Raw genomic sequence first — 16,638 nt, 5'->3', positions numbered from 1 at the left:
CGCCCCACCTACCATGGAACCGCAGCACCACGTCCACAAACGGGCGGAACACCACACCACGAGGCGGGCCGTCGGCCGGCCCCGCAGACGAAGGAGGGGCAACAGCCATGAGCTCGCTACTGACCGAGGGCGATCTCACCCACGAAGAACAGGTCGTGTGGCTGGAAGACCCCGAAAACTTCGACTACGTCCGCCAGGCCCTCGACAAGACCCGCCGCCGCAACACCAAACCCCCCTACGCGCGTGACGGCCGCATGGTCGGCTACGCCCTCCTCGACGACCAGGCTGAACCCGACCCCGACAGCGGCCTGTACAAACGCCGCGTCTTCTTCCTTCTCCCGCACGACCGCGACAGCCTCCCCGGTGGCCTCTACCGCGAAGGCGCCCCCGGCGAAGCCGTCGACCCACGCACCATCGAAGTGAAGAAAGTGGGGGAGAAGACCCCACGTTCCCAGAGCGGACCAGCCGCCATAACCGGCTCTCGCTCCTGACCGACCACGGCCGGTTATGCGTTGCTTTACTGATGGTTCAAGCCCGTCGAGAGCGCCCCACTGACCTGGGCCGAGGGCCACGGCCGCCCGGCCGCTGGCATCCTTGATGATCAGAAGCCGCAGGACCTTGGGAGAGTCCCAGAGTAGTGCGCGGGCGGTTTAGTAATGCAATAGTGCCTGGTCGATCAGCTGGTCGTCACAGCCTTCACCGACACATCCACTGCCGACTCGAGAGCGTCCTACTCGGCCACGTTCTCACCGGTCATCGATGCATCTTCCATGATCGGGAGTTACACCGAACGAGTGACTCTGTCCCGTAATCGGTGGTAACGGAGGGGGTCGGTCATTGCAGGAGGACGCGGTGGCGGAGCGGGTCGAAACCCGCGTGGCTGTGCATCTGCCTCATGATGCGTTTGGTGCGGGTGTTGACGCCTTCGGTCCGTCCATTGTGGTGCGGGAGGGTGAGGCCGGCGTTGACGGCTGCACGGTCGAGTTCGAGACTGTTCGCAAAGGCGTGGAGGTAGGGCAGCTGGGCCATGCGGACCCCAGCCATCCAAGCGGCGAGCTTCTTGTCGTTGCCTGCGGTAGGCGTGAGGAGCTGTGCGAACTCGCGAATGAATGCGCCCAGTTGGGCCATCTCTGGGCAGGCCTTGGTGAGTTCGGCGAGGAGACTTGTGTCCTTGTCCCGGAGGTGGTCGGGACGGGTGAGCGGGAGGCGGGCCAGCCATCGCGGAGTGGTGACCGGCCTCGGGGAACATCCGTACAGCGGTTGGCGCTGAGAAGGATCATGGTTGAGGCGTGAGTGCGCCGACCCGGTTCTCATACTCGCGGCGGGCCTTGCGCTGGGCCGGGACCGCAGGCAGGCCCTGGCCGCCGTCGAGCGGCTGGCAGCGGGCGAGGAACTGGTGGTGCACGGCGGGGACGGCGCTGACGCGCAGGGTGTAGCCCTGGCCGCGCCGTACGGTCGTCCCCTGGTCGAGCGCGGCGCGCTCGGCGGGCTCCAGGTCGGTGGTGCGGAGGTAGTCGGCGACCTTGCCCGGCATGTCGAGGGTGACCGGCAACTCCGGGGCGGGCGCGCTCTCCTCGGCGGCGGCGTGGTCGGGAAGCAGGTCGGCGACGGCTGTGCGGATCGCGCCGCGGCTGACCCGGTGGTCGCGGGCCAGGACGGCGATGGAGTGGCCCTCCAGGTACGCGGTGCGTACATCACCGGACTTCTCGGCCGCCACGGCGGGGGCGGCGCCCGCCCGCCCTTGCTGCCCTTGGCCTCGGCCGCCGCAGACCGTCGTAGGTCAGCTCGCGCTGGAGGTCGCGCTGGAGTTCGCCGGCGGTGAGGGTCTGCACCATGAACTTCACGGTGGAGAGCAGCTCGCCGGTGCGCGGGTGGTGGGCGGTGAGGTCCATCGCGGAGAACGCGCCGTCGTGGATGCGCAGGGCGAGGCGGTCACGGTGCAGGACGTCGAGCACGTCGGGGATGTGCTGGTGTCCGCGCACGAGGCGGAACATCTCGGAGATGTGCACGGTGTCGCCAGGCCGCGCGTACGTCAGCAGCTCGCCGAACTTCGGCCGCTGGAACGGGTGAAGGCGGCTGGAGGTACCCGGCGCCTCCTCGAAGACGACCGGGTCCTCGATCCCGGCCTCGGCTAGAACGAGATCCTGCCGGGCGGTGGACTGCTGGTCGGTCGAGACCCGCTTGTAGACCAGGTTCGCCACCGAGGGCCCCTTCCATACGGAGGCTCGGACCCTATCTGTCGTCAAACCCTGTCAGCAATGGCCATCGGATCTGATTGGATTCGCGCCGCCGCGGACCCCCTGATTGCACGGGTTCATTGGACACACGGACGGCCTGTCATCAAAGGATGGCACCCTCAAGTGATCAACGCACCACCTACGGATGATCACGTGATCGTGGAGGCACAGGTGCGTGACTATGGGTTTTCTCCAGCTCAACAGGACGAGATCTGGAGACGCTGGCGCGAGGGGCAGTCGCTCAGCTTGATCGGGCGGGCACTTGGGGCACCAATGCAGCACGCCCGTCGCTTCCTGTAACCAGAGCGGCGGCGTCCGCCTCACGCCGCAGAAGCGGTCAGAGCGGCATCTGAGCGGCAGCGAGCGCGAGGAGATATCCCGCGCGGTATCGCAGCCGGGGAATCGGCCCGGCAGCTGGCCAAGCGGCTGGGCCGATCCCCTTCGACCGTCTCCCGCGAGATCGCCCGCAACGGCGGCCGGGACCGCTACCGAGCAGCCTTGGCCGATGCAGCCGCCTACGAACGCGGGCGCCGCCCCAAGCAGGCCAAGCTCGCCCAACGTCCCGCTCTACGCGCTCTGGTGGAAGCCAAACTGGCTCTGTGCTGGTCACCTGAGCAGATCGCAGGATGGCTGCGACGGCAGTCTTCCTGGTGACGCATCCATGCAGATCTCGCACGAAGCGATCTACCTCTCCCTCTACGACCCTCGCCGGCGTCAGGTGATCGACCGCAGCCTCACGCAGCGGCAGGCCCATGCGTCGTCCGAAGATCGCCCGCCGACCCACCGGGCGGGGCATCATCCGCGGCATGGTGTCCATCACCGCCCGCCCCGCTGAGGTCGAGGACCGCAAGGTTCCCGGCCACTGGGAGGGCGACCTCGTGATGAGCACCCGGCCCTCGGCCGTCGCCACGCTCGTCGAACGCACCAGCCGCTACACGGCCATCGTCGCGCTGCCCGACGGCATCATGGCCGAGCAGGTCACTCCGCACCTCACCAGGAGGCTCCTCGGCATCCCGCCCCAGCTACGACGAACGCTCACCTGGGACCGGGGCCGGGAGATGGCCGAGCACCAGGCCATCACCGCCGAGACCGGGATGCCGATCTACCTCTGCAAGCCACGCAGCCCCTGGCAGCGCGGGACCAACGAGAACACCAACCGGCTGTTTCGGCAGTACCTGCCCAAGGGCGCGGACCTCCGCACATTCAGCCAGGCCGACCTGGACGCCATCGCCCACGAGCTCAACCATCGCCCGCGCAGGACCCATGGCTATCGCACTCCGGCAGAGGGCTACGCTGACCTCCTGAACAGCGGTGATGCGCTGACGGCTTGAGCTCGCCATCGTTTGCCGACAGATACGCTGACCGCCACATGCGGCCGGGGCCGGCTGTTGTACTCCCCGGGGCCCGCCACCCTGGCGGGTGAGGCGGGCCCGCTGAGCCGCGATCGACGTCGGCGGTGAGACCATGCCGAGCTCGGTCGAGGTCATGGGGGTTGGCCGAAGAGGCTGACCAGCAGCTTCACGCCTCGACGATGATGGTGCCTATGGTCGATTCCGGGCCGGGCCCTTCCGGACGGTCGACCTTCCACCAGCCCAGCACGTCCCGGTACTCCGGCTGTGGGATCGCACGTCCCTCGGCAGTCATCAGGCTCTACCTTCTTGCTGGGCTTGCCCCAGCCATTCGTAGGGTTGAGGCACCCAAGGGAGCTGGGTGTGGCTTTCATCAGGCTGCCGTTTGTGGCTTGAGACGCTTGGCCGCCCGGCTCCCCACGACGACTCGGCCGCCGATTGGGAAATGCGAACAGGTCGCTGTGTAGAGCAATGCCGGCGAGGTCGTCTGTGGTCTGTACTGCACGTACGACGAGCTGGAGCACGATGAGCCGGATATGGGCCGGAACCGACTGCGGCAAGACCCATCACCACACTCTGGTCCTGGACAGTGAGGGTGAGACCCTGCTGTCGCGGCGGGTGGCCAACGACGAGCCCGAGCTGCTGAGGCTGATCGGTGACGTCCTGGATCTCGCTGGTGGCCGGCAGGTCACGTGGGCGTTGGACATGGCGGGCGGCGGGCCCGGCCTGCTGATCGCTCTGCTCGTCAACCACGGTCAGGAACTCGTCTACATCCCTGGTATCGCGGTCAACCGTGCCTCCGACAGCTACCGCGGCGCGGGCAAGACCGACGCCAGGGACGCGCGTGTGATCGCCGACCAGGCCCGCATGCGGCGAGACTTGCAGCCCATCCGTCCGGGAGATGACGCGGGCATCGAACTGCGGCTGCTGACCGAACGCCGAGTGGATCTGGTCGCCGACCGCACTCGCACCACCAACCGCCTCAAGGGCCTGCTGAACAGTATGTTCCCGGCCCTGGAAGGCGTATTGGACATCGGTACGAGCGGGGCACTGCATCTGTTGACGGGCTACCAGACCCCAGCGGCGATCCGGAGCACTGGCCTGCGCCGACTGACCACCTGGCTTCGCAACCGGAAGGTCCGTTCCCCGGAGGCCCTGGCGGCCAAGGCTGTCGAGGCAGCTGAACGGCAGCACACCGCCGTGGCGGGCGAGAGCCCCATCGCGATGATGGTGCACACGCTGACGAAGGAGGTGATAGCCCTCAACGAGAAGATCGCCGAGACCGACAAGCTCATCGAGGGTCGGTTTCGCGAACACGAACTCGCTGAAGTGATTCAGTCCCTGCCGGGCATCGGCACGGTCCTCGGTGCGGAGTTCCTCGTTGCTGTCGGCGGCAACCTGGACGCCTTCCCCACCCCGGACCGTCTTGCTGCTTTCGCTGGCGTGACCCCCGCACCCCGTGACTCTGGGAAGATCAGCGGCAATCTCCACCGGCCTCAGCGATACCACCGGCGTTTGCAGCGGGTCTTCTACACGTCCGCGCTGGTAAGCATCCGATTCGACCCCAACTCGCGTAAGTATTACGACCGCAAACGAGCCGAGGGCAAGCGTCACGTCCAGGCCGTGCTCGCGCTCGCCCGACGTCTTGACCATCGCGCGCAGCAGATCGGGACTCGCCGCGGCGAGGTTGTCCTCGGCGAGGGCGTGCAGGGGCAGACTGTCTGGTGCGGTCATCGTGCTGATCTCCTTCGAGGCTTCGACACTTCGAAGATCAGCCGGTGGCCGTTCATCTATGCGGGCCCCATCCCGATGCCGGAGCAAACCCCCGGATCAGGTCAAACCCGTACATCACTTCCCTGGACGCAACCGGCTGCCTCCATCGCCCAACCCAGCGCAGTGTTCGACTTGAACTGATTCGCACCACAGTTCGTTGCGAGGCTGAGGGATCCGCTGTGGCTCCCTCTCCATGGCCGCTCGCAGCCGCAGCGGACCAGGAGCGAGGCCACGCGGACAGCGCACCAGGAAGGGGTGGGCATGAGCCTGGACGAAGAATCGGACAAGTCGAGCGCAGAGGGTAAATCTCCCACGCTCGGCGAACCGACGGATCTCGATAGGCGTGAACCCGTTGGGGAGACGCCCGATCTGCCAGCTCTTTTCCCTGTGATCGTCTCCCCCGACGGCTCCGTTGCCATCGATGGCATGTCCGTGCCGCTGGTTGAAGGTGAAGCACCCGACACCGCAATTCTCGAAATTCTGCACGGATATGCGCGCAGCCGGAACTCTTCTGTCAGAGCGGCCATATCTGACCCGTCTGTGGATTATGTGGCGATTATCCAGGTTGAACCGGACGGTTCCAGCAGGCTTGTGGAGCAGCGTCAGGAGGAGCAGTTCGGGGAGGCGCAAAGGGGCAGGGGCACCAGCCTTGCTGGCCCTCGCGAGTGGACCGGTATCGGGTCCGCCGACTCTGCGGAATTTCTGGAAAAATCTGAGTCCGCCAAGACTAATGCGTCTGCTGGGCTCACCGGCCCCGTCGACTACCCCAGCTTTATCGGTGGGGATAGTGAAACGGCTGAAATAACGGAACTCATAGAGCAGAGAACCTCAGAACACCCTCTAGCTCCGAGCCGAGGATCGGAGCCTTCCGGCAGGAGGCATTCTCGCCAGTCGGGCGACGAGTACGAGCCGCCCAGTTTTCTCAAGCGGCCTTTGGGGTTAGGGGTGGTGGGTGTCGTTGCGGCGGCCGTCATCATCGTTCCACTAATCATGCTCGGCAGCTCGGGAAGCGACGAAGGCAGCAACAGGACGACGTCGGCAACGCTCAAGCCCTCGCCGACCCACGTCACGGCCGGTGCTCTGCCGCCCCCATCTCTTGCCGCCTCGACATCAGGTGCGCCGACGGCGACACACCATCCGAATACCAGGAGCGGTATCCCCAGCGGCGAGGTTCAGATCAAGAACAGGAAGTACGGCTTTTGCCTTGATGTTCCCGGGATCGGTAAGGGCACCCCTAAGAGGCAGGTCAAAGACAGCACCTGCCGTGCATTTGGCGGAGGGAACCAGGGGTGGGTTTTAGACCTGGCCTCCGAAGGCAGTGGCGCCGCTGGGACTGACCTATACCTCATTCGCAACGCCCGGTCCGGCCTCTGTCTGGACCTGCCTAACTATGGCCCGGATGCGAAAGCGTCACCCGTGGGGCTATTTCATTGCAACCCCAGTGACAAGGACAACCAGCTCTGGCAGTTGGACAAGCGTCCCAATGATACGTACTGGATCCGTAACCAGAAGAGTGGAAAAATGTGCCTCGACCTGGCGCGAGCAGACAAGAAGGCTGCGCACACCAATGTCACGGTCTTCACCTGTAGCGACCTCGACGACCATCAGTGGAGCTTCTCGGGGGGATGAGGGGACTATGCAGGCAAGCACGGGTAGGTAAGCGTCCAGTCTCGGGACGGATGAACGTGCGCCCCGGCTCCCCGCGGGCGCAATCCACTTGCTTAGCTTGGCGTTTAACCTCGCCGGTTCACTCGACCCACTGATCTCGTGGCCTTCGAGGGACAGCAGGACGGTCGTTCTTCACGCTTCGAGGTGTCGAGCAACGTCGCGTGAAGAAACGGCTGCTGGTGAAGAGTCTCGCTCCTGCAGATCCTGCCGACGCCGCACTGGGCGTCCTGTCCCACTTTCGTGTCGAGTTCTACGACTGCATGTATAGCCGCGCGGACGCGCTCTTCGAGCTCACCGACGCGGTGCTGTGCACGGACGAGTGGGTGAAAATCCTGGTCGAGCTCTGCTTGGCAGTCGAGCACCGGCGTGGGCACGGATCGCGTCCCATGAAGTGGTGTAGGCGGGCAGGGTCCCGGAACGCGCGGGTGTCTGCCCGGGGCGTGCATCCGCTGGCGGTGCATGCTCCCTGAACAAGGGCAGGCCATCGCGCAAGTCTCCCTGGTGAACGGGCAGTTCGACCGGAGGAGCACGCGATGGCCTTGTCCCAGTCTGAGCTGATGCGACTGCTTGAGTCACTACGTAGGGTCGATGGAGTTGAAGCAATCAGGGTGGTGTGCGAGCGCATCCTGCAGGAGCTGATCGAGGCCGAGGCCACCGAGGTGATCGGTGCCGCGCCGCGCGAGCACTCCCAGACGCGCACGACCTGGCGCAACGGACACCGGGACAGGCTGCTGACCACGCAGGCCGGCGACCTGGACCTGAAGATCCCGAAGGTGCGGAGCGGGTCGTTCTTCCCGTCGCTGCTGGAACGCCGGCGACGGATCGACCGGGCGTTGTTCGCCGTGGTGATGGAGGCATACGTGCACGGTGTCTCGACCCGCTCGGTCGACGACCTGGTCAAAGCACTCGGTGCGGACAGCGGCATATCCAAGTCCGAGGTCTCCCGCATCTGCGGCGAGCTGGATGCGGAACTGACCGCGTTCAAGGAGCGGCCGCTGGACCACACCGTCTTCCCCTACGTCTTCCTGGACGCCACCTACTGCAAGGCGAGGGTGAATCACCGGATCGTCTCCCAGGCCGTGGTCATCGCCACCGGTATCTCCGCCACCGGCCACCGCGAGATCCTCGGGCATGGGGGTCCCCCCGCTCGAGCGGAGCCGAGAGTGGGGGAGGTCGGCGACAGCGAGTCGAAGCCGTTCTGGACGAAGTTCCTGCGCAGTCTGCGGGCCCGCGGCCTGGAGAGCGTCCAGCTGGTCATCTCCGACAGCCACAGCGGACTGGTGGCCGCGATCCGCACGGTCTTCCTCGGTGCGGCCTGGCAAAGGTGTCGGGTTCACTTCGTCCGGGACGTGTTCTCGGTGATCGAGCGGGGCTCCGGGGAGATGGTCGCCGCGACCATCCGCACGATCTTCGCGCAGACCACCGGCGAGCAGGTGCGCACTCAGCTGAACGTGGTCGCCGACATGCTCGGACGGCAGTTCCCGCAGGTCAAGAAGATGCTGCTGGATGCGGCAACGGACATCACCGCGTTCGCTGACTTCCCGCCGGCGCACTGGAAGAAGATCTGGTCGACCAACCCGCTGGAGCGGCTGAACCGGGAGATCAAACGGCGGGCCGACGTCGTCCAGGTCTTCCCCAACCCCGCTGCCCTGGACCGGCTCGCCGCCGCGGTCCTGGCCGAACTCCACGACGAGTGGCAGGTCTTCGACCGCCGCTACCTCTCCGAAGCCTCCATGGCCGAAATCTTCACCACCAAACCAGCCGAACCTGAACCGCAGATCACTCCACAACCGGAACCGAAACAGCTGCCCTGACTACACCACTCCGCGGGACGTGACCTGGGCACGGTGGCACTCCGTCCAGAAACCGTGATCGGGCAGGCGCCGGTGGACCAGTTCCTCGGCAACGTCAGCCACCTCCTCGGGTGACGCATACGGGAAGAGGAGGCCGACTCCGTTAACCTCGAAGTTTCGTGACGGTCCGCCGACGGAGTCGGTGGACCGTTTTCGTGCTGTGGGCTGATGCTGTGGAGGCCGAAGAGCCGAGTGTCGCCTCGGGTTGGCGCCGGATTCCACTGCTCCGGGTGTTGGGGTGCTGTCGAAGGGACGGGGAATGTGCTGGTCAGCCAGGGTCGGGCAGTTGGGTGAGCCGGTTGAGGGCTGCGGTGATGTGACCGGTCCAGGGCCGGTGCCGGGCCAGGCGGAGGATTCGCCGGCGGCCGGTGGCCACGAGCTGTCCGGCCGCGGTGAACAGGCGGAGCCGTAGTCGGCGGGGCTCCCAGCACCTGGCCTTGCCGGTCAGGGCGAGCATCGGCATCCAGGCCAGCAGGTCGAGAGCGATCTGCACGATCTCCAGCCAGATCCGGTTCTGGGCCGTGCGGCGCAGGGGCAGGTTGCGCAGGCCGGTGGCCCGGGCGGCGCGGATGCGGTCCTCGGCCCGGGCCCGCAGCCGGTGACGGAGCTCGAGCTCGGCGATCGGCCGGCCCAAGGTGTTGGTGGCAAAGCAGGTCAGCCGCATGCCGTCCGCATCCGTGAGCCGCAACTGGGCCCCGGGGGGCGGCCGTTCCTTCCTGACAATTAGCCGTATGCCCTGCGGCCAGCCGTCCAGGACATCGCCGGTGAGTTCAGCGACCCAGGCGCCGTTGCGGATCTCGCCGTCGGCCTCGACGGCCGCCGTCCAGGCCGATGCCGGAACCTTCAGCACATGCTGGTGGACCTGCTCGGTGATCACCATGCCGACCGAGTAGGACAGCCACCGTCCCCGCTGAGCGAGCCAGGCGACGAAGTCGTGGGTGCCGCCCGCGGAGTCGGTCCGTATCAACGTCCGGCGCCCGCGCCGGTACTTCTTCGGTAGCTGAGCCAAGGCCAGTTGGGCGGCGGTGATGTGGTCGGTGGCCGTATTCGAGCCTGCGTTGCCTGGTCGGAGCAGAGCCGCGACCGGTTCACCCGTGCCGCCCGGCCCGTGGTCGACGAACCCCATCAGTGGGTGGTGGCCGTAGGTTCGCTTCCATGTGGGTGCGGCGTCCTCCTTGTCCGAGTGCGCGATCACCAGCACCCCATCGAGGTCCACGGTCACCGTCCCGCCCGCATCAGACGCTTCCCGGCCGGCCAACCGCCAGACACGCTGGCGGACTTCAGCCCGCGCGGCACGGATGGCCCGCAGGGCCTTCTCTCCGGAGGCGGCAAGGGCGTCGAGGAGGCGGGAGACCGTCGGGTCGGAGGCCACCGGCCCGAACACGGCCGACTCGGCCCGCAGCATGGCGACATCCGCGAGGCAGTCCCCGCCCAGCGCGACCGCCAGGGCCACGTCCAGCAGGATCTTGCCCGGATCGTGCACCGCCCGAACCTTCCGCCACGGCGTCAGCGCCGCTGATATCGCGGTGCCCAAGCCGGTCTTGCGGACGGTCTCGACCAGCAGCACGCCCCCGGCCTGCGAGACCACCGTCCGGCCGCCGCCCTCGATGCGGACACGCGGGTACGACCCGATACGCTTCTTCACCTGGAGAGTGCTTCTTTCCGTGCAGCCAACAGGACCCTAGACAAGTCCCATCGTTGCAGGTCAGGAGCACTCTCCGCTTATTTGATCAAGCCTCGGGCACCCCACCCCGTGAAAGCGCGAGGTTAACTATCGGTGTCCTGGGCAGCCCTGAAGCCGCGATCCTGGATCACCGGGAAGACGCGCTGTGTAGCGGCGATCCAGGCATCGACCTCGGTATGGGATGACCTGATCGCGCTGATCAGCGCCTCGATCACGTTCAGCTTCGGCTTACCGACGTTCCGGCTGAGCTCGTCCATCGACACCTCTTGGTACGACATGACCAGCTGCCACCAGAACCGCATGAGGAAGCGGCACTCCTGCGGGTCACGATCGTCTGCGAGGCGGTCATGAATGACCCTCTGGACGCGCCGCCGCTGCTCGTCGTCACGGAAGCCGGTGTTGAGGTCAGTCAGGGTCACGCCCGGACACTAGCAACCGCGTTCGCCCACGCCCCCGGCGTGGACCTCAAGTCCACGTTGGGCATTCCGATAGGAGTTCTAAGGGCTTGCAGAAGAACAACACGCTGATTCCAGTTCTGGGTCGATCGTTGTGATAGTCCTTGGTGACCAGGAAGGATGCGGCGTCAGCCGTCGCTGTAGAGCGTGGCGTCCACGACGCGGTCAGCCCCATGCTGCAGATCAGCGAGCCGCCTACCACATGACGGCGCACGCGAATCGGACATCAGCGTGTTGTTCTTCTGCAAGCCCTAAGAGCTCGTAACACGATCTTGTTGAGGTGTGCTGGTCGGGGGTGACCGGTATGACGATTCGGTCGTTGCTGTCCTGCGGCGACGGGGCCAAGGGGCCGCGGATCTATGACTGGGCCGCGGCCAAGCTGCCCTCCAACCTGATCTTCGACCCCGACCCGCCGACCCACCATCGGTGGGTGATGGCCCGCCGCAGCCTGTCCGACCCCGGCGAGATCGCCTCCTACCTGGCCTACGCACCCGTCGGCATCGAGATCGCCGATTTGGTCCGGATCGCCGGCTCCCGCTGGGCGATCGAGGAGTGAGCTTCTTCAGTAGTGCCTCGTGAGGGTGATGTCGTGGCAGGTGTTGACGACGCTCCCGAGCAGGGAGATTGCCGCCGTGCTGATGCCGGCCGTTGCTTCCGGCGTCACCCGATCGGTGGCCGTTCTGAAGAGGTTCAGTGTTTCCAGGCGGCGAAGAACGAGTGCGGCCTCGACGAGTACGAAGTCCGCCGCTATCCCGGCTGGTATCGGCACATCACCCTGGCCATGCTCGCCCACGCCGTCCTCACCGCTCTTGCTGCCCAGGCCGACGGCACCGCAAGGGGGGCAGCAGAAACGGATCAGCCCTTGCCCCACTTATCGTGGCAGAGATCCGGCGCCTGCTGGACGCTCTCCTGCCGCACCCCCGACCCCACCAGGACAGACGCCTGCATGCCCTGAGCCGGTCCCACTGGCGCAGACGCCACCAGGCCACAGCCCGCCGCTGTCATTACCGAAGAAGAACCAGCTCAGGACACGAAATCTCACTGGAGTACTAAGATCAGATGCTCTCTTATTCAGGATGAAAGAGGCTCAGTGGCACCACTCGTTTGACAGCCCCGATCCCGGATGATGTGTGTGAGAGTGCGGTTCGCGGTCGGCCTGTCACATGCCGGCGCTTTTTCATCATCACCTTGTCCGGCCTCCCCGGCCATGTTCCGGTGTACTCGGACGGTAAGAAGAAGGGGCTGACGGTCCTGCCTGCTGTGCACCCTGCCCCTCTTCCGGAAACAGACCGAGGCTCCGCAGAGACGGCAAATTACGCTGTGAAGACTGCCAAGCAGCCCCAGCCGCGACACCACTCACCGGAGCTTGCTCTCCAGAGAAAACGGGCACCCCAAACCTCCCAGCCGCTGCAGGCGGCGCATAGGCCGGTGCGTACGCCGACGGTGCAGGCGGTGCGTACGCCGACGGTGCAGGCGGTGCGTACGCCGACGGTGCAGGCGGTGCGTACGCCGACGGTGCAGGCGGTGCGTACGCCGATGGTGCAGGCGGTGCGTACGCCGATGGTGCAGGCGGTGCGTACGCCGATGGTGCAGGCGGTGCGTACGCCGATGGTGCAGGCGGTGCGTACGCCGATGGTGCAGGCGGTGCGTACGCCGACGGTGCAGGCGGTGCGTACGCCGACGGTGCAGGCGGTGCGTACGCCGACGGTGCAGGCGGTGCATAGGCCGGTGCGTACGCCGATGGTGCAGGCGGCGCGTACTGCCCCATGTTCGCTGCAGGCGCTCGCTTAGTATCGCCGCCCCGGCGCGTGTCGGCGGCCAACCCCACTTTGCCAGCCTCGGTCTGCATTAGGCGGAAACCCTTTTCCTGTAGAGCCGCCTGCGATTGCGGACCCAGTTGAGACGACACGGTCCCATCCCTGACAATCGAGTTGTGCAACCGCATCCGAAATTGACTGGTTGCTGCCGGCAGGACAGGCTGCCCGTCACGCACCTCGAAATCGTGGCTCCGCACTGCAGCAGCCAGTTCGGCATCCTTAGCAGGGTTGGGTCCGCGGCCGGTCCGGAGTGTGTCGGCAGCAAGCCCCACCCTGTCGTTAAACCGGTCGTAGGCAAGGACGAAACCCTTCGCCCGCAAAGCCGCTTGCGCTCGCGGACCCAGCCCGCTCGCCAGAGTCCCGTCCTGTTCGAGGGTCGCGTGGCGCAGACGTTTCCCAAAGCCGGCGCTACTTGACGGCAGGACAGGCTGCCCGTCACGCACCTCGAAATCGTGGCTCCGCACTGCAGCAGCCAACTCCTCATCCGTGTACGCCATCAAAACTCCTCAAGTCGCACGCAAACACCATCCCCCGCTCCTCCTTCACTACGTACAGCCAGGCTTTTCGGCCCACACAGACGACACGAAAGGCGCTGAACCGTTCCGGGTTCGGCAGGGACTCGATCGTTTGAGAGGATGGGCCTTGACCCAAGGCCGGGTAGTTAGCGTCTTCGCAGGTCACGCAAGTGAGTTGAAGGATTCCCGACGCAGAGCAACGGAGCTCGTTGGTACAGGCAGTCGACCAAGACAGCTTGTCCCGAAGGAGCTCCGTTGCCCCGTCATTGTGTCCTGCCGTCTGCGCTGACGGCCATCACCCGAACGGTCACCGTGGCCGGAGGCCGGTTCGCTCCTGGGCATCTGGGGGAGCTGACGGCGGTCGTGCCGTTTGAGCTGGTGGACGCGGTCCTTGTGGAGACGAGGACGGTGCAGCAGCGGCTGCGTGATCTTCCGTCGCGGGTCGGGGTCTACTTCCTGCTGGCGATGTGCCTGTTCCCTGAGGTCGGCTATCGCCTCGTCTGGGACAAGTTGACCGCCGGTCTGTCCGGGATGCCGGTGGTCTGTCCGTCGGCGAAGGCGTTGCGTGACCTGCGCCGGCGGATCGGCAGCGCGCCGGTGCGGGCGCTGTTTGAGGTGCTGGCCGGGTTGCTGGCCCAGCCGACGACGCCAGGTGTGCGCTTCAGTTCGTACCGGATGGTGTCGTTCGACGGCTGCAGTTCGCTGAGGGTTCCCGATTCTGAGCGGAACCGGGCCTGGCTGGGCAGGACTTCGCATCATGGCTATCCGACGCTGGAGTTGATGACGCTGGTCGAGACCGGCACCCGGGCCCTGGTCGGCGCGGTGTTCGGCCCCACCGCCGAGGGTGAGACAAGCTACGCCGGCCGGCTGCTGCATCTGCTGCGGCCGGACATGCTGGTGCTGTGGGACAAGGGATTCGACAGCAACGCCTTCCTCGCGCAGGTCACAGACACCGGCGCCCAGGTCTTGGGCCGGCTCCGCAGCATCCGGCGCACGCCGCTCCTCACGCGCCTCGCTGACGGCTCCTATCTATCGGTGATCGGCACCGTGAAGGTGCGGATCATCGACGCACAGATCGCCGTGACCTGCGCGGACGGCACATCCTTCACCGGGTCCTACCGACTGGTCACGACCCTGACCGACGCCCGCCGTTACCCCGCCACCGCGCTGGTGGGCCTCTATCACCAGCGGTGGGAACACGAATCGGCGTACTACGCGCTCCGCCACACGATCATGAACGGCCGCAACCTGCGTTCGGGCGACCCGGCAGGCATCGAGCAGGAGATGTGGTCCCTGCTCACGCTCTACCAGGCCCTACGCACCGTGATGGTCACTGCCGCCGAGTCCCTCCGGGGCACCGATCCGGACCGCTGCAGTTTCAGCATCACGCTCCACACCGCCCGAGACCAGGTGATCCAGGCCAACGGTATCGTCGCCGCGGACACCGATCGGGACACTCTCCTCGGGATGATCGGCCGTCGGATCCTGACCGGTCTGCTCCCTCCCCGTCGGCAACGGGTCAGCACCCGCAAGGTCAAGTCACCGATGTCCCGCTACAGCGAGCGCCACGCCGACGGCCGGCCCGACACCAGCCGCACCGTCACCCGACTCGACGTCACCGTCATCGAACCCGTGGATCAGCCCGCGCTGCCCACGGCCTCCCGGGACGACCGACACGCCAGCCCTTCCGCGCGGCGCCGACACCGCATCCTGGCCCTGCTCCAGGAAGACCCCACGCGTCTGTGGCAACCCCGTGAGATCGCCGCCCACTTCGGCGATGTCACCCTGGAAACCATGTACAGACAACTGAATCGATGGGCCGCCAGCGTCCTCATCCACAAACTCGGCCCCGGCCTCTACGCCGCAACAGCATGGTCCCCAGTCTCACTTGCGTGACCTGCGAAGACGCTAACTACCCGGCCTTGGGTCAAGGCCCGATCGAGTTATGGCACGTCCTTCCCGGCACCCGCTTGAGCTGCGCCGTCGTGCGGTGCGGATGGACGCTGGGGTGCTGCCGGATTACGACACCGAGTGGGCCGCGATGAAAGCGGTCGCCCGGAAGCGGGGCATCGGCGCGACCGGGACGCTGCGCAAGTGGGTGCGGCAGGACCAGATCGACGCCGGCTCCCGGCCGGGAAACGACGAGCGAGGAGTTGGCCGAGCTCAAGCAGCTGAAGAAACAGAACGCCGAGCTGAAGCAGGCCGACATCCTCAGAGCCGCGGCGTCTTTCGTCGCGGCCAAGCTCGACCGGCCACACACACGCTCGTAGCGTTCATCAAAGAGCACAAAGACCGCTTCGGCAGCGTCGAGCCGATCTGCCGCATCCTCACCGACCACGACTGCAAAATCGCCCCGTCCACCTACGACGCCCACCACAAACGCCAGGCCGCACCCGCTGCCCGCACCCTCCGCAACGCCTAGCTGAAGACCCTGATCACATGGGCCTACGAGGCCAGCTACCGGGTTTACGGCGCCCGGAAGATCTGGCGGCACCTCAACCGCAAGGATGGCGCGGTGGCCCGCCGCACCGCCGAACGCCTCATGCGCGAACTCGAGATCACCGGCGCGGTCCGCGGCAAGAGTGTGATAACCACGGTCCCCGACGCGAGCGTCCAGCGGGCTCCCGAACTCGTGGACCGTGACTTCGTCGCCCCTGCTCTGAACCGGTGCCGGGTCGCCGACTCCACCCAGTCGCCACGTTCGTCGGCGTCGTCTATGGCGCTTTCGTCGTGGCGACCCTCTCCCGCCGTATCGTCGGCTGGTCCGCAGCCACGTCGAAGGAGACACCTCTCGTTCTGGACGCCGATGGTGTCCCTTGTCGTGGTGTACGGGATCAGTGGCCAGGAGTGCGCGGGCGTCTGCCTGGGGCGCACTTCCAACGGTGAGTACCGCTCCCTGACCGGGAGGTGGGCCATCGCGTAACTCTCCTTGGTGAACGCCCAGTTCAACCACGAGGAGTGCACGATGGCCCTGTCCCAGTTTGACCTGATACGGCTGCTTGAGTCACTACGCTCGACGGACGGAATCGAGCTCATCCGTGCCATCGCCGAGCGGATGGTGCAGGAGCTGATCGAGGCAGAAGCAAGTGCTCACATCGGTGCGGAGTGGAACGAGCACACGCCGACACGGACCAACGTCCGCAACGGTCACCGCGACAAGGAGCCTTTTCAACGTGGCCACCGATCGAGTGACGCCGGGGTCATGCGGTGGGTGTGCGCAACGGACAGGGCTCCCGTGCCGTTGAGAGAGGTGTTCGACGTCTCAACTCAGCAGCACAGGAGCCCTG

Annotated in this window: 17 protein-coding genes and 3 pseudogenes; 13 read left to right on the top strand and 7 right to left on the bottom strand. The window is 66.2% G+C overall.

The genetic code is table 11. From position 1 onward, the window contains the following. The first annotated feature begins 107 nt into the window (after positions 1-107). On the top strand, positions 108-491 hold the full coding sequence (locus EHS43_RS18295; protein ID WP_125191839.1) for a DUF6009 family protein: 384 nt from the start codon (positions 108-110) through the stop codon (positions 489-491). A gap of 343 nt (positions 492-834) precedes the next feature. Here EHS43_RS18295 and EHS43_RS18290 read toward each other — a convergent pair. The 3 genes and pseudogenes from EHS43_RS18290 to EHS43_RS47815 form a co-directional block, all read right to left on the bottom strand. After that, positions 835-1,239 (bottom strand): annotated as a pseudogene (locus EHS43_RS18290) (transposase); the annotation flags it as partial. Positions 1,240-1,276: 37 nt separating this feature from the next. Next, a complete protein-coding gene (locus tag EHS43_RS47820; RefSeq protein WP_260470593.1) occupies positions 1,277-1,717 on the bottom strand; it encodes a resolvase in 441 nt (146 codons plus the stop codon). After that, complete coding sequence (locus EHS43_RS47815) at positions 1,695-2,201, bottom strand: recombinase family protein (RefSeq protein WP_260470592.1); 507 nt, start codon at positions 2,199-2,201, stop codon at positions 1,695-1,697. The genes EHS43_RS47820 and EHS43_RS47815 overlap by 23 nt, the downstream gene beginning before the upstream one ends. Positions 2,202-2,612: 411 nt before the next feature. Here EHS43_RS47815 and EHS43_RS48960 point away from each other — a divergent pair, with 411 nt between their 5' ends. Both EHS43_RS48960 and EHS43_RS47810 read left to right on the top strand, forming a co-directional pair. Continuing rightward, complete coding sequence (locus EHS43_RS48960) at positions 2,613-2,891, top strand: transposase (protein WP_369009048.1); 279 nt, start codon at positions 2,613-2,615, stop codon at positions 2,889-2,891. Between the two features lie 152 nt (positions 2,892-3,043). Further along, positions 3,044-3,568 carry an IS30 family transposase gene (locus EHS43_RS47810; protein ID WP_260470591.1) on the top strand — a complete coding sequence of 175 codons (525 nt, stop codon included), beginning with the start codon at positions 3,044-3,046 and terminating at the stop codon, positions 3,566-3,568. A gap of 187 nt (positions 3,569-3,755) precedes the next feature. Here EHS43_RS47810 and EHS43_RS47805 read toward each other — a convergent pair whose 3' ends face one another. Further along, positions 3,756-3,881 carry a hypothetical protein gene (locus EHS43_RS47805; RefSeq protein WP_260470590.1) on the bottom strand — a complete coding sequence of 42 codons (126 nt, stop codon included), beginning with the start codon at positions 3,879-3,881 and terminating at the stop codon, positions 3,756-3,758. Between the two features lie 230 nt (positions 3,882-4,111). Here EHS43_RS47805 and EHS43_RS18275 point away from each other — a divergent pair, with 230 nt between their 5' ends. The 3 genes from EHS43_RS18275 (at position 4,112) to EHS43_RS18260 (ending at position 8,841) form a co-directional block, all read left to right on the top strand. Then, a complete protein-coding gene (locus tag EHS43_RS18275) occupies positions 4,112-5,500 on the top strand; it encodes an IS110 family transposase (protein ID WP_260470589.1) in 1,389 nt (462 codons plus the stop codon). Between the two features lie 120 nt (positions 5,501-5,620). Further along, on the top strand, positions 5,621-6,988 hold the full coding sequence (locus EHS43_RS18270; protein ID WP_125191838.1) for an RICIN domain-containing protein: 1,368 nt from the start codon (positions 5,621-5,623) through the stop codon (positions 6,986-6,988). A gap of 572 nt (positions 6,989-7,560) precedes the next feature. Then, positions 7,561-8,841, top strand: coding sequence for an IS256 family transposase (locus EHS43_RS18260; protein ID WP_125191836.1), 1,281 nt, complete (start codon positions 7,561-7,563; stop codon positions 8,839-8,841). A gap of 307 nt (positions 8,842-9,148) precedes the next feature. Here the strand turns inward: EHS43_RS18260 and EHS43_RS18255 are convergent, their stop codons facing one another. Then, entirely contained in the window at positions 9,149-10,525 is a 1,377-nt protein-coding gene (locus tag EHS43_RS18255; RefSeq protein WP_125191835.1) for an IS1380 family transposase, read from the bottom strand. 122 nt (positions 10,526-10,647) lie between these two features. Further along, positions 10,648-10,983, bottom strand: coding sequence for a hypothetical protein (locus EHS43_RS18250; protein WP_125191834.1), 336 nt, complete (start codon positions 10,981-10,983; stop codon positions 10,648-10,650). 361 nt (positions 10,984-11,344) lie between these two features. On the opposite strand from EHS43_RS18250, the pseudogene EHS43_RS18245 reads away from it, so the two are divergent. Continuing rightward, positions 11,345-11,572: pseudogene (locus EHS43_RS18245) on the top strand (IS701 family transposase); the annotation flags it as partial. Positions 11,573-11,581: 9 nt separating this feature from the next. Here EHS43_RS18245 and EHS43_RS46515 read toward each other — a convergent pair. After that, positions 11,582-11,812, bottom strand: coding sequence for a hypothetical protein (locus EHS43_RS46515; RefSeq protein WP_185806299.1), 231 nt, complete (start codon positions 11,810-11,812; stop codon positions 11,582-11,584). On the opposite strand from EHS43_RS46515, the pseudogene EHS43_RS18240 reads away from it, so the two are divergent. From EHS43_RS18240 to EHS43_RS47800, 6 genes and pseudogenes are all read left to right on the top strand, one after another. After that, a pseudogene (locus EHS43_RS18240) lies at positions 11,711-11,974 on the top strand (IS701 family transposase); the annotation flags it as partial. The gene EHS43_RS46515 and the pseudogene EHS43_RS18240 overlap by 102 nt on opposite strands. A 497-nt stretch (positions 11,975-12,471) precedes the next feature. Then, entirely contained in the window at positions 12,472-12,810 is a 339-nt protein-coding gene (locus EHS43_RS46510; RefSeq protein WP_185806298.1) for a hypothetical protein, read from the top strand. An 853-nt stretch (positions 12,811-13,663) separates the two neighbouring features. Next, on the top strand, positions 13,664-15,247 hold the full coding sequence (locus EHS43_RS18230; RefSeq protein WP_260470594.1) for an IS4 family transposase: 1,584 nt from the start codon (positions 13,664-13,666) through the stop codon (positions 15,245-15,247). Positions 15,248-15,296: 49 nt separating this feature from the next. Next, entirely contained in the window at positions 15,297-15,773 is a 477-nt protein-coding gene (locus tag EHS43_RS18225) for a hypothetical protein (RefSeq protein WP_125191832.1), read from the top strand. Then, a complete protein-coding gene (locus EHS43_RS48955; RefSeq protein WP_125191840.1) occupies positions 15,774-16,274 on the top strand; it encodes an IS3 family transposase in 501 nt (166 codons plus the stop codon). Between the two features lie 42 nt (positions 16,275-16,316). Next, positions 16,317-16,638, top strand: a 322-nt coding sequence (locus EHS43_RS47800) for a transposase (RefSeq protein ID WP_260470588.1), incomplete at its 3' end; no start/stop codon positions are given.

The organism is Streptomyces sp. RP5T, assembly GCF_003933965.1.
GTDB lineage: Bacteria > Actinomycetota > Actinomycetes > Streptomycetales > Streptomycetaceae > Streptomyces.
This window is presented reverse-complemented; position numbering and strand designations above follow the sequence as displayed.

What these genes read in the sequence shown, in the direction of transcription:
- EHS43_RS18295 (WP_125191839.1), top strand. Translation starts at nt 108, where the DNA reads ATGAGCTCGCTACTGACCGAGGGCGATCTCACCCACGAAGAACAGGTC.
- EHS43_RS47810 (WP_260470591.1), top strand. Translation starts at nt 3,044, where the DNA reads ATGGTGTCCATCACCGCCCGCCCCGCTGAGGTCGAGGACCGCAAGGTT.
- EHS43_RS47805 (WP_260470590.1), bottom strand. Translation starts at nt 3,881, where the DNA reads ATGACTGCCGAGGGACGTGCGATCCCACAGCCGGAGTACCGGGACGTG.
- EHS43_RS18275 (WP_260470589.1), top strand. Translation starts at nt 4,112, where the DNA reads ATGAGCCGGATATGGGCCGGAACCGACTGCGGCAAGACCCATCACCAC.
- EHS43_RS18270 (WP_125191838.1), top strand. Translation starts at nt 5,621, where the DNA reads ATGAGCCTGGACGAAGAATCGGACAAGTCGAGCGCAGAGGGTAAATCT.
- EHS43_RS18260 (WP_125191836.1), top strand. Translation starts at nt 7,561, where the DNA reads ATGGCCTTGTCCCAGTCTGAGCTGATGCGACTGCTTGAGTCACTACGT.
- EHS43_RS18225 (WP_125191832.1), top strand. Translation starts at nt 15,297, where the DNA reads ATGGCACGTCCTTCCCGGCACCCGCTTGAGCTGCGCCGTCGTGCGGTG.